Below are 12,478 nucleotides of genomic sequence, written 5' to 3'. Positions count from 1 at the left end.
GGTCGGGACTACGACTTATCAGTGAATGTGACATTGAACACCATCCTGTTCTTGATTTGAACCGTGCCGCCGTCCACCAAGCTGCCTTCGGGGTTGCTGGCGGGGCCGCGCTTGTAGGTCACGGTGTAGATCCGCGTCTCGCTCGGCACCGCGTCGGGGAACGGAAGCTTCACGACTTCCAAGAACGTCAGTGCGGTCTCGTGGACTTGATACTCCGTCGCGTTGACGATCACGGTGATCGACTTGCGCGACGTATAGAAGCGCTCGACACCGGGCGCCGAGAGATCGACCAACTCGGTGTCGGCGATTTGCCGGTCCGCGCCGGCGCCGCGCACATCGAGCCACACGTCGTGCGTTTCGGCATCGACTCGAGCCAGCTTCTTGAGCGTGATGCCAGAGACGCGAGTGCCGCCCCATTCGATGACCTGATCGTCAAGCTCGAGACGGAATGAGCGGTCGTTGCGAAAGACCAAGAACTTCTCGACCCCCGAGCTACGCAGATCGACGGTCTCGTCCGGCCGCAGTTCCTCGAGCAGCCCGCTCAACAGAACCTGGAAAACCAGATGCTCCAGCGGCTCGTGCACGCCGAGGGCCTGCAGGATCTGGCGGCCCGTGGGCACCGGGTCCGCGATGACCACCGGCACAAACTCGAGTTGTTCGTTCCCGATCAACACGCCATACGGGCCGTGGCCACGGAGTTCGCGACCCGCGGTGAGTGCCTGCTGAACGTCTTCGACACCATCATCAAATTTGCTGTTCATACCCAACGACCTTTGTAGGTTGTGCAGCCCGACGGTGCCGCTAGGTGCTAATGTGACAGCGCGCGCTAAGTTTGTCAAGCAGCCGACGCATGCTTGAAGAACTTAGCGATCGGACTACACTGAAGAAGTCGGGCGGCGGGCGATGGGCGTTCGMCGCTGACGACATCAGCCCCCAAGGAGATCGTGAAGCCCACACTAGGTCAGTACCTGGCATCCATAAGGCTCGATCGAAAGATGTCGCTGCGACAGGTCGAAGAGACCAGCAACAAAGAGGTATCGAATGCCTACCTCAGTCAGCTCGAAACCGGAAAGATTCTTCAGCCCAGCCCCAATGTGCTGAACACGCTGGCCGACATCTACAAGATCGACTATGTGCAACTCATGGAGCTCGCCGGTTACCTGCCGGCAGCCAAGGGGCGCGAGGCCACACAGCGACACGGTCGCATTGCGACCTTCGCGGAACACAACCTAACGCAAGACGAGGAAGGCGAACTCATGCAGTACCTTCAGTACCTGAGAACCCGAAAGAAACCATGACCAAACCCGACGACAGCACCCTCCTCGTGGCCGAACTGCTCGCAGTCGAGGCCCGTGCCAGGCTGTCGCTCGACAAGGCGGCCGCCTGGGGCCGCTTTCCAACACCCGTGGACGACATCCTGCTCGCCGCCAAGCTTCGCGTGGCTCCCAAAGGGCTTTTCGACGCCGCGAGCTTTTTTGCATATGCCAAGAAGAAGGCGGAGGGTGCGATGCACGCACTCAAGTCCGCGATCTCAAAGGTGCTCGGGATCTACGACGCGAACGAGCAGATCATTCACATTGACGACTCGGTGGTGGCATCGAAGCAGTCGTTCCTCAAACTGCACGAGACGGGGCACCACGAGCTTCCTACACACCGCAAAATCTTCAGCCTGTTCCAGGATTGCGAGCAAACCCTTGCGCCTGCGATCGCCGATCAGTTCGAACGGGAAGCGAACAACTTCGCGCGCTTCGCGTTGTTCCAAGGGACAGCTTTCCAGGAGCGGGCGGCCGATCTACCGATGGGAATCAAGACGCCAATCGACTTGGCCAAGAAGTTCGGCGCGTCCAACTATGCGGCGTCTCGAGAGTTTGTGCGAACTCATCATCGCCCGTGCGTCGTGTACGTTCTGGAACCTATGGAGTTCATCCCCGGCAAGGGAACGCAGGCAGCGGTGCGCCGAATCGAGGTTTCCCCGAGTTTCGATCAGCAGTTCGGCCGCCCGAACGATGTGCGCATCGACAACGAGCATGCGCTTGCGCCGCTGCTGCCCATTGGCAAAAAGATGACCTGGCCAACGTCGTTGCACTACCGGGACAAGAACGGTGTCGATCACGAGTGCTTGGGCGAAGCGTTCAAAACAAAGTACAACGTTTTCCTGTTGGTCTACCCGACGAAGGCACTCACCTCGACGAGCATCTTCGTTCCGGCTGCATTCAAGATCGTCGGCACATGACCGTCGACTAGCCATGGCCGAGGCGCGGTGGACAGCCATCAGCGACTGCCAGGCATCGAGCCTGGGCCGAGCTGCTTTGCCGAATTTTTCGGGCGCTTTGTACCCGAGGCGCGGAGCGCGAAATTTTTCTCCGCGAAGCGCCGCCGCCACTTTTCACCCTGTTTTCCCTCTGTTTCAAGCAGCAGGCACACGGGGGAAATCACCCAAAGGCCTCCCCTACCCACGAGCCGTGAGTTTGGAAGGGAATCACCCTGCATTCGCAGATCAGCACATGGCGCGCCTCGCGCGCTCCCCGGGCATTGCTGATACGGCCAGCCCCGCGGACTCTTACGGATTTGCACCGGGCGACCGCTACTCGGCCCATTACCGCTACCGCTTTGCTTCCTCGCCGGGACGGTGGCCCGCTTCGTATCGCCAGGAGTGCGCCGAGCGACACCAGTCTACTCGTGGCTGGTATTATATACAGCGCTACGTATAGCGTGCGGGCTACTCGAAGACCACAGATATAGCGTTCGAGACGAATTTTCCAGAGGCAGAGCAAGGTTCGCGTTGACCTCACCCATGCCCACTTCTGGGACATGCGGTGAGCGCACTCGACAAGGGTGCTCAAGTTCCGCCGCAAGGTCGTGGAGGTTGACGTGTTGGGACTCAATCAGGCCAGCGCAACCCTGGTCGACAGGTTCGGCGTGCACGACAAGGACGTCGCGGACAGCATCCTGATGGGGCACTGAACATWGGTTGGCTAAGTGCTGCTCGCTTCGGCACTCGATGTTTGCCTATGAAGATGACGATCCGCAAAGCGACTTCCGCATGGGACAAACCCTGAGCCCGCTTTGTTATTTGAGAAGCGGTACGTAGTTCGGTGTCGTCGGCCAATAAATCGCTCCTCCTCGCGCTTCGCAGCCGAGGCCTGACGCGATCCGGCCGGTCTGCCTCGCGCCAGACGGAGGCCGCTCCGCCATCCCGCATGACCGGCGCGGGTAGCATCCGCGACTAGATACCGAGGAGAGAGCATGCGTTCGTGCGAGACCGTCAATGCCATGAAATCTCCGCTCGGACTTGCCTGTGCGGTCCTGCTCGGGCGCGCTGGCTTCGCGACCATCGAAGCACATCTAAAGACATGACCGAGCAGCACCCACCTCCGGCCCACACCGGGCGCCAGTTTCGCTACGGGCCAAAGCCCACGTGGGAGATAGTCCTTGAAGCGGTGCGTTCCTTAGCGCGCCCAGTCTCAACGGCAGAAGTCGGAGACAGCATCGTCTCTGAGATACCGGACTTCGCGCGAGGGAACCTCGGCCCGGACCTTTCAGTGCTCTCGGTAAATTGCTTCTCTCGTGGCAATCATGCGGTGAATCGCGCGCCACGGAGAACTGACACCGGCTACGCGTACGACCGCCTCATCCGCATCGGCAGCGGACGCGGTGTCCTCTTCGCCGTCTACGATCCAGGCGTTCATGGTGTCTGGGAGCTGGCCAACGTCGGCGACAAGGTGCTTCGGCCCAGGTTCCTGAGCGTCGCAGACCGTGCGGAGATTGAAAAGGCGCGCGACGACGCAGCCACGAGCGGGCTGTTCGACCCCTCTGTGGATGCGAGACGCCGCATCATGGCTGCGATCGTCCAGCGCGAGGGGCAGCCGGCCTTCCGTCAAGCACTCCTGCAGGCATATGGCGGTGCATGCGCGATTTCAGGCTGCACCGTCGAGGCTCTGCTCGAGGCGGCGCACATCGTTCCCTACCGAGGTCCACACACCAACGTCATCGAGAACGGTCTACTGCTCCGCGCAGACTTGCACAAGATGTTTGACCTGCACCTATTCAGCATTGACCCAAACACGCGAACAGTCCGTTTGAGCGCCGAACTCATGGGTTCGGAATACGCGTGTTTCGATGGGCTTCCGCTGCGCCAGACCACTGACTCGATCATGGCCCCACTGAGCGAAGCCCTGAGGCATCACGAGGAGCGATGCGGGTGGATAAACGCAGGGCCCGACGGCGAACCATTGGATGGCCTCGATGCCACCACTTGAATTTGCGAGAAGAGGAGCGCGAGCGAGCGTCGATCACCAGTTAGGCGCTGAATCGCCGTACGGCGGAGGAGGAGTTCAGAACTGAGTGAGAGGAATTCGAAACTCAGTGAGCCTCGACATCCTCGGCAGAAGTACGCAAGAGACGCTTACCGCTTCCAGAAGATCTCCACGGCCTTCATTCCCGAGCAGACCAAGCGTCGACTATACGTGGAAGCACGAACAGCGTAAGAGTGGCGCAGAGCAATACTGTCGCGGCAACGGAGATTCCGAGGATCGCCACAGATGGAATCTGCGAGAGGGTCAGCACGGCGAAACCGCCAGCGATAGCAAGCGTGTCAGTGACAACGGCCCGCACGTTGCTCGCATGCGATGGCGTGGGCCGCGACGTTAACGGGCGCCATGCCGCCAATTCGTTCAGAGACTTGAACCCGAGGTCCCTCCGACCGGACAGGCCATGCAGATAATAGACGGCAAAGTCCGACCCGATGCCGATCGAGATTCCTAGAATCATCGAAGTCGCGACCCCAAGAGTGATCCCAATCCACCCGAACGAAGCAAAGAGCAGTGCCGAGGCAGCGACGCAGACCATACCGACCAGAAGCGCAGTGGCGATGGAGCCAGTGCAGAACAGTACAGCAGCAGCGACTCCGACGATCGTGATCATGGCGGAGGTAGCCTGACCCTCTACCAAGCTCCGGATCATGACGCTGCTGACCGCCACATTCCCTCCAAAGTCGACTGCGGTGCCTGCAGGGAGAATTGACGTTRCCAACTGCCTCGCGACTTCGATCAACCGGCGAGAAGTTTCGAAGTCGGCGTCCCTGACAAGGACCATGATTGCCGCGGAATGGAAATCTTCCGATACCACCTCCAGCCTTCGATCCCTTCCGCGAACCAAGTCGAATGCCCGGTAGACGTCCACCACTCGCGCCGGTTGCTTCGGAATTGACCAGGATCCCCCCACGCCGGCTAGAAACAAGCGGTGAACCGACTTGATACTTGACCCCGGTCCCAGTGTTCCTCCAACTGACGGCGTCTCACGAAGCGCCTGTTCGAACGCGTCTACTGCTCTCAGAGTCACCGGGTCAAGCATTGGCCCTTGCATCTCGCCAATACGCGGCCAGTTCTCAGAAGGCTCCCACCTCAAAAAAACAAGCAGAAAATCAGTTCCCGAAAGAGTTCTGTTTGCCCGTTCCGTGTCAAGTCGAAGCGGGTCCGACTTGGCAAACGCCTCGGTCCAGCTGTCCTGAACGACGATCTTGCTGAATCCGACTCCCAYGAATCCCAGCACCGCAGCTAGAGACAGAGCCAGAATCAGTCTCGACGCACCCCGCGGCCGCGAGATCTCGGCAGACTGAGCTCGAGCACTTCGCTGCGCCAGCGGCCGCGCGAGAAATGGCATCATTGCGCGCAGTAGTGCGGGTGTCGCCGCAAGCGTCCAGACGCCACAGAAGAGCAGGCCGAATGCGCCTGCGACGCCGAAATGGGAAATTGCCCGTATGGGAGACGCGGCCAGAGACGCAAACCCAATGATCATCATCAGGCTTGTCGCTATCGAAGGCACAGCCATGCTCTTGACTGTCGAGAACGCAAAGCTACGTGGCCTGACCGCCCGACCGCCTCCTTGAATGGCCGACTGAAAGCGTGTCAGTACAAACACTTCATCAGATATGGACACGCCTACCAATATGACGGGCAGGATGGCTGTTGTTATCTGGAGTGGTATTCCGACCCAACCCATGAAGCCGAGCGTTACGAAGCAACTTGCAAGGCTCTTGAGGGAAATAAATGCCACTGCTGCGACGCTGCGCAGGCGAATCCAGGCGATGATCGCGACGAGCGCGGCAGTAATCGGCATGAGGMGCGCCACATCTTCGAGCACCCTAACGCCCAATAGGGATCCTGCAACCGGTGGGCCGATTGATGAGATCCGACAGACTGGTACCGCCGCCTGTCCAGCGCAATGGTGCTTCGCTTGGAGAATCGCGTTGCTTGCAACGCTTAGGACCGCGTCCCGAGCCCGGAAGCGCTCACTGGTCGCCGCGAGTTCACTAGGCACTGGCAGACGAACCACGACTACTGCCGTCGACCGATCGATGGCGAGAAGGGTCCCGGTCAGAAGGCCGATCTGCTTGATGTCGGCCCGAACAAGATCCAGAAGTTCTGGGGTATCGGGAAAAGGATCGAGCAGAAGTCTGAACCTAAGCGTTCCTGGCTCGACGCGGGGACGTCTTTCCRTGGCCAGGCTCACCACCGACACACCGAGTTCGCGAGCGCCCGCCTGGATGTGCGATGTAAGTGCCGCGACTGCTCGAAGCGCGCCGACGCTGAGTGCACCGTCCGGCTCCTGTGACGATACGAGAATCAGGATCGGATCACCGAGTCCAAATCCTCGCCGGAGACGAAGATCCGTCAGGACGAGTGGATCCGCTTCAGGGACTAGCGCATCCGCGTCAACCTGAACTCGCAGGTATAGGCTACCGCTGCCGAGGGCGATGCAGAATGAACCGACTATCAGCAGCAGTCGAAACGGATGCGTAGCGCTGGCGCGGATCAGTCGAAGCGCATAGAACAGGGCCGCGCGTCTCATTGAATTCAGCTTCCTAGATCTTCTCGCGCCTCGCCGAGAACTGCTTGATCATCTCCGGTCTGCCCCAAGACTGAGGTGCATTCTTTGGAGCAAGGATGAAGCTATGCGAGACGCGCGAGTTGCAACTCTTGCCTGCCGCTGCCTTCATCTCTCCACCAAGATCTCTGCTCGCCGGGATGAAATTTGCATGCGCGCCGGGCGAAATGGAGAAGGTGCGGCTTGCAGCCGCATCGGCCCAGCGAGTGAAATTGTGGTTCGTCTCAGACAACCACTCCACGTCCGACTTCAGCACTACCTCCTTGGGGGTACCGCTCGCCGGAAGCCGGGTGAACTTGAACTCCACCTTCACCGCGATCTCAATGTCGCACAGGCCGCCGTTGCCGTTTGGGTTGATCCAGGTGATGTCAATGTACCCGCCACCAGGATGGTCCTTTGCCATACCGACATAGACGCTCCACATCTCCTCTGGACGCTTACCGCCGTACGTGACTGTTATTGGCTCCACACCGCGCTCGTTCAGCCGCTTCATGTCGCAGCGCAGGCGGAGGTTCTTCGGAACTTCTCGTGGGCCGTACAAACGAGTCGGATTGGCGATCCACTCTGCAGCGTCGTGTCGGACCACTAGATCAGAGGTTGGGCTGTGGCCGTTGGGCTCCAGCGGTATGCCGACGCAGGACACTTCACCGACCCACGGGTCGGAGCCRATGTCAAAGAAGTCTGCAGGAATTGGAGGATTTTCACGTCCACCAAACAGCCAAGTCGACGGAAACTCGGGTGGCATGTGAATGGTGTATAGCCAGACGTCCATCGGATTTACAAGCGCCTGGCGGATGCTGAACTTGTCCTGAACCTGCGCAAGTGCTCGTTCGCTCGGGATGTAGCCGGAGAGCAGCAACGGGACGGACATTGCGCCTGTGAAGAGCCGCCTCCTGTCGATGTCGACCTCACGTGTAGCAGTGAATCCGTCACTCAGCATCTTATGCATCACTCTCTCCTATGACCGTGAAGGCAAGTTGTTGAGAGGCGGCGTCACGGCCAAAACGCGCACCCTCGAACGATGGCCGAACCACCACTGAATCCTTGAGCATCATGTAACTGGCATTGCCAATGCTGACTGCGCCCCCGCTGCCTCTTGCTCAGACTGCGTCAGATCGGTCGAGTCTGGATGAGAGGCGACTACTGAGCCTCGACGCAATATCCCATCGACCCCATGGATAGAGTCAGGCCAATGGCGGTGATTCAACAAGAAGGAGCACAGCGCAAGCGCGCTTTCGAGGCAAGCCATGGGTTCAGTACAGTACTTCCGGTGCGCGATCTGTGATCTCTTCTAGCGCCAGATTGCGTGTTTCCACTCCGAACCGCGCCAACGCCATGGCGGCCAGCGCCATGGCGACGGCACCAATGAGGGCTACAGTTGCCATGGTCGGCGGCGCGACCTGCAGGCAGACCATGGCGATGATCACGACACCGCCCGCCTTGCACGCGCCAGCGCACAAACCGACTCCCTTGGAGCGAACCTCCGTAGGGTAGATCTCCGCGCTGTAAACGGACAGAACGGCGATGACGGAGTTGATTCCCCAGATCGGCACTATGAGAAGCGCATACAGGAGGGAACGGTTGTGAACGATGCTGTCACCGGCCAGCACAAATCCCGCGAGCGCCCCTGCAGTAAGAGTTGTCATCGCGAGCATGGTCTTCTTGCTGCTCCAAAAGCCGTACATCCACGCCACGACAAAAGTCAGCGGAAAACCTATAAGCGCCGAGTTGCGAAGAATGGCGTCGGCCTCGACAAAGCCCAGCTTGCGCAGGTTGGTGGGGATCCAAAGGTTGAAGCCGAACAAGACCAACCCGCAGCCGACGCCGAGGCTGGTGACCACCAGCGTCGCCCCGAGGAACCGCGGATCGACTAGCGCTCCCMAGCGACTCTCCATCGGCGACGGCGATCGCGGCTTGTCTGCCGACAGTTGGAACATGCGGGCGCCGTAGTGCTGCATTACCCTTCTGGCCTCGTCGGCGCGACCGGTGGCCAGCAGGAAACGGGGCGACTCCGGAATCCAGCGGTTGAGCATGATGAATAGAACGCCGGTCGGCAAGCCGATCAACCAGAGAATGCGCCAGCTGTAGACCGGAACAAGTTCCGCAGCCAACCAACTGGTGAGGATGTAGGCGCCGGCCACGTCGGCGCCCACCAGCACCATCAGCCACCCCCGATGTCGCGCCGGAATGGTCTCTGCGAGCAGCGCGTAGGCGATCGGCAGCATGCCGCCCACGCCCAGGCCCATTAAAAAGCACATGCCGAGATTCCAGAAGAAGTCGGGCATGGTCCCGCAGATCGATGTGGCGATGAAGTTGATGCCGGCGAACAGGATCGATGCGCGCCTGCCGATCCGGTCGCCCAGCCAGCCCCACAGCATGGAACCGAGCACGGTGCCGCTGATGCCGGCCAGCGCCAGCAGCGCCGCCGGGTAAGTGCCTCCGGGATTCAAAGGCGACTTCAGGTTGTACTCCTGCGTCATTCCGGGCACCACAAAGGCCAGCGCCGTCGGCTTCATGATGTCGATCGTGATGGCCACCGCCATCGTCAGCAACAGACCGATGTGGGCCCACCCGATGGGGGCGTCGTCCATTGCTTGAATGCGCAGGTTGCCAACGTCAACGGCGTGGCTCTCGGACAGGTTGGGATGGAGCCCGTATAAGCTGGCGACGAGACCCACGACGATGGCCGCCATGCCGAACAGCATGCCGTTGTCCATTGGCATCCCGACAAGCCGGTAGCCGTTGTGTTGGCCCATCAGATACATCGGGATGTGCAACAACACCCCCGCCGTGACCGCCACAACGCCGAACCAGAAAGCGACCGGGTGATGGAACGTCAGGCCGCCTGAGCGACCGACTCGGGCTTGGTTCGATGTCGCGGTCAATTCTGCGCTCCCGCACCGGTGCCTATGGCCGGCACCATTCTTGGCGCCGCTGCGCGGCGGCACGCCCACCACATGATGGCGCCACGAGTGGCGCACGTGATGCACAGCGAGAAGAACAGCCCGAAGACTATGCCGGCGTGCGAAAGCAGCCCGTAAACCGCCGCCGTCGCTAAGCCAAAAACGATCTGACCATGACGGGTGCGCGGTGTCGTCATTGGATCGCTGACCATATAGAAGGTAAACAGCACGAATGCCATACCGGTCATCGGTGCAAGCAGGGTGTGAACGTCCTGCGTCGACACCAGTGAGCGCACCACGGCCTGACTCGCGAAGCCGGCCAACCAGGCAAGTACCAGCGTGATGCGCTTGGTGGCGCGCCAGTTGAGGAACGAGCCGCTGCACACGATGATCAGCGGAATCACCCAGTCGAGCGCGCCGCTGACGTTTTCGGTGAACTGATATGGCTGGGCGACGCCCACCCAGTCGCTGAACAGCAGCAGGGTCGCGGCGATGCCCAGGTTCGACGGATTCATAAAATGGGTGGTGACGCCCGCCGGCGCGCCGGGCATCGGCACCCGAAGCAACACCTTAGAGAAGATGGCGAGCGATGCGGCAAACGCGACAACCACGAAGCGTTCATTGGTGTACAGCAGCATCCCGACCGCCAGCCCAGTGATGTGCGCCGGCAGCAGAAACACTATGAGATGCCGGACACCGCCCCGAAAGCGCGCCTTCGCCCAACCATATATTGCCAGTTCGGTCCCGACTTCAGATAGGTAGGCGGCTGCTACCGCGACGATGGGCGTGAGCCACGCTTGCTCGAACCCGAGCCAGGTGTGCCCAAGCACATTGAGCACAGTGATCGCAATGGCGAAGGGCAGGATGCCGGGCTTGGGCTGCGGACGGGTACCAGCGGACGTCGAGTTCATGGGGAGCTCCCGTTCAGGGTTGCAGCAGGACGGCCAGGTGCTGTCCAATCGGAATGGAAGCGAAGCGTTCAGAGCGTCTCGCTGCACCGGCGGATCGCCATGTGACGAGCACGTCGGCGGTTACGCCGGGGCTCACATGTCCGACGCCAAAATGAATGTCAGGGCTGCGCTTGCCTGAATGGCCATTGCCGCCGTCGACTTCTGCGCTGAAGCTGCGCCCGTCACTCAGCCGAATGGCGACCCGCGCGCCGACGGCGGGCCGTGACCGCAGACGTGGGTCGGCCGCGTCGGCAATCGTGCTGACTCGCGACGGTCCGCCGCCATCGCCGACGAGAAAGCGCGGGCTCAGGCCGATGAAGGAATTGCCTTGTGCGGCGCGCGACGTGTTCTGGTGGAACTCCGYCGCCGCGTACTGCCGGGCTTCGATGTAGTCAAGCCGCCCGTCGAGGTCGGCGTCGCCGATCGCCAGCCCGCGGGTAGGCGCGGGCGCGCCGTGCACTAGGTGGGCGAGCTGCGGCGAAACGTCAACATAGCGTCCCGACGTCTGGAGCACGTAGAACGGATTGCGCCGCGAGTTGCCACTCAAATCGCAGCCCGCGGTCGAAGCACCTTGCTCCATGCGGAACCAGGCGGCCGGGTGCTTGAGCAATCCGTCATTGCTTGTCGCCAGCTCCTGCAGCATCGCCCAGCAACTCTTTCGCCACACCAGCCCGGAGTCAGCATCGCGACCGCGCACGAATCCAACCGCCTGAAGGGCCTCAAGCTGCCCATCGTTGTCGAAATCTGCGAGCTTGGCATCCCAGGCCCAGCCGCTGCGCGAAAGTCCGAGCTGCTCGCTCTCGTCGCTGTACGGGGCCGTGCCCTGCCGGACCAGCGCTGTATCGATCTTGCGGCCGTCGCTGACGAAGAGGAACTGGCTCTCCTGCAGCGCCCACTTTTCGGTAATGTTGCTGACGAAGATGTCGGCAATGCCGTCGCCGTTGACATCGGCGAACTCGACGCCCATGCCCTTGAAGGAGTCCTGCCCGAGCACCTTTGAGCGGGGTTTGGAAAAGGTGCGCTGTCCTTCCAGCAGTCGGAACGACACGGGACCATCTTTTGGAAAGCATCCGAGCTCTTCGCGCGAGCGGCCAAAGCTCTCCATCGCGCGCGAGCAGTTGATCAGCAAGCGGTCAGGCCCGAAGTCATTGGCGAAATACAGATCGGGCAGGCCATCACCATTGAGGTCCTGTGCGCCGAGCGCGAGCGTCCATCCGTGGGCCACGTCCTGCTCGAACGGCTCGGGGGCTTCCCTGAACGTGACGCCAGGCTGCGCACCGCCGACCGCAGACGCCCAAAGCAGAATTCTGTTTGCCCCACCATTGAAAGCGCGCGACATCGAGTCCTGCATGACCGGGTGCGGACAGACCGGCTCGGTAGAGGTCGAATCGAGAATGCGTCCGTCGTCGCAAAAGTAATTGCCGATGACCAGGTCGAGGTGACCATCTCCATCGACGTCGGCCAGTAGTGCGGCGTTGGTGAACCAGCGCTGATCGCCAGCGATGGCAACGGGGACGTAACGCTCTGCGGCGGGAGCTTCTCGCGTCGTCGCAGACCCGTGATCGATCCGCAGGAAAGCGACCGGTGGACGACCCCAGTAATACACCAGGAAGTCGCTCAGCCCATCCTCGTTGAGATCGGCGATAAGGCAGCCCATCGGCGCCACTGTGCGCGGATCCTCAACGCCAGCCGGCGCCTTCAGCACGAACGGTGGGTATCGCTCACTGAGCAGCGCGGCGA

The 12,478-nt window shown here is 61.0% G+C and carries 9 protein-coding genes and 1 pseudogene; 4 read left to right on the top strand and 6 right to left on the bottom strand.

The annotated features are described in order from the left end of the window. Positions 1–8: 8 nt before the first annotated feature. Positions 9–761, bottom strand: a complete 753-nt coding sequence (locus tag ACXRVY_RS07820) for a multiubiquitin domain-containing protein (RefSeq protein WP_458237214.1) — start codon at positions 759–761, stop codon at positions 9–11. A 183-nt stretch (positions 762–944) separates the two neighbouring features. Here ACXRVY_RS07820 and ACXRVY_RS07815 point away from each other — a divergent pair, with 183 nt between their 5' ends. The 4 genes and pseudogenes from ACXRVY_RS07815 to ACXRVY_RS07800 all read left to right on the top strand — a co-directional run bounded on the left by ACXRVY_RS07815 (position 945) and on the right by ACXRVY_RS07800 (position 4,259). Continuing rightward, complete coding sequence (locus tag ACXRVY_RS07815; RefSeq protein WP_458237213.1) at positions 945–1,298, top strand: helix-turn-helix domain-containing protein; 354 nt, start codon at positions 945–947, stop codon at positions 1,296–1,298. Then, the gene (locus ACXRVY_RS07810) at positions 1,295–2,233 is read left to right on the top strand and encodes an ImmA/IrrE family metallo-endopeptidase (protein WP_458237212.1); all 939 of its coding nucleotides are present in this window, start codon (positions 1,295–1,297) and stop codon (positions 2,231–2,233) included. Before ACXRVY_RS07815 ends, ACXRVY_RS07810 begins: the two co-directional genes overlap by 4 nt. A 539-nt stretch (positions 2,234–2,772) precedes the next feature. Beyond that, positions 2,773–2,964: pseudogene (locus tag ACXRVY_RS07805) on the top strand (sodium-independent anion transporter); the annotation flags it as partial. Positions 2,965–3,542: 578 nt separating this feature from the next. Beyond that, positions 3,543–4,259: an HNH endonuclease gene (locus ACXRVY_RS07800; RefSeq protein ID WP_458237211.1), complete on the top strand. Its 717-nt coding sequence runs from the start codon at positions 3,543–3,545 to the stop codon at positions 4,257–4,259. Between the two features lie 175 nt (positions 4,260–4,434). Here the strand turns inward: ACXRVY_RS07800 and ACXRVY_RS07795 are convergent, their stop codons facing one another. The 5 genes from ACXRVY_RS07795 to ACXRVY_RS07775 form a co-directional block, all read right to left on the bottom strand. After that, on the bottom strand, positions 4,435–6,849 hold the full coding sequence (locus ACXRVY_RS07795) for an efflux RND transporter permease subunit (protein WP_458237210.1): 2,415 nt from the start codon (positions 6,847–6,849) through the stop codon (positions 4,435–4,437). A 13-nt stretch (positions 6,850–6,862) separates the two neighbouring features. Continuing rightward, on the bottom strand, positions 6,863–7,834 hold the full coding sequence (locus tag ACXRVY_RS07790; protein WP_458237209.1) for a hypothetical protein: 972 nt from the start codon (positions 7,832–7,834) through the stop codon (positions 6,863–6,865). A gap of 304 nt (positions 7,835–8,138) precedes the next feature. Then, positions 8,139–9,770: an MFS transporter gene (locus ACXRVY_RS07785; protein ID WP_458237208.1), complete on the bottom strand. Its 1,632-nt coding sequence runs from the start codon at positions 9,768–9,770 to the stop codon at positions 8,139–8,141. Next, entirely contained in the window at positions 9,767–10,699 is a 933-nt protein-coding gene (locus ACXRVY_RS07780) for a hypothetical protein (RefSeq protein WP_458237207.1), read from the bottom strand. The genes ACXRVY_RS07785 and ACXRVY_RS07780 overlap by 4 nt, the downstream gene beginning before the upstream one ends. A 13-nt stretch (positions 10,700–10,712) precedes the next feature. Then, a partial coding sequence (locus ACXRVY_RS07775; protein WP_458237206.1) for a CRTAC1 family protein occupies positions 10,713–12,478 on the bottom strand: 1,766 nt, incomplete at its 5' end.

Source organism: Pseudomonas sp. P5_A2_2, from assembly GCF_054177685.1.
The sequence above is the reverse complement of the archived record's forward strand: the minus strand, read 5'-3'. Positions and strand labels throughout refer to the sequence as shown.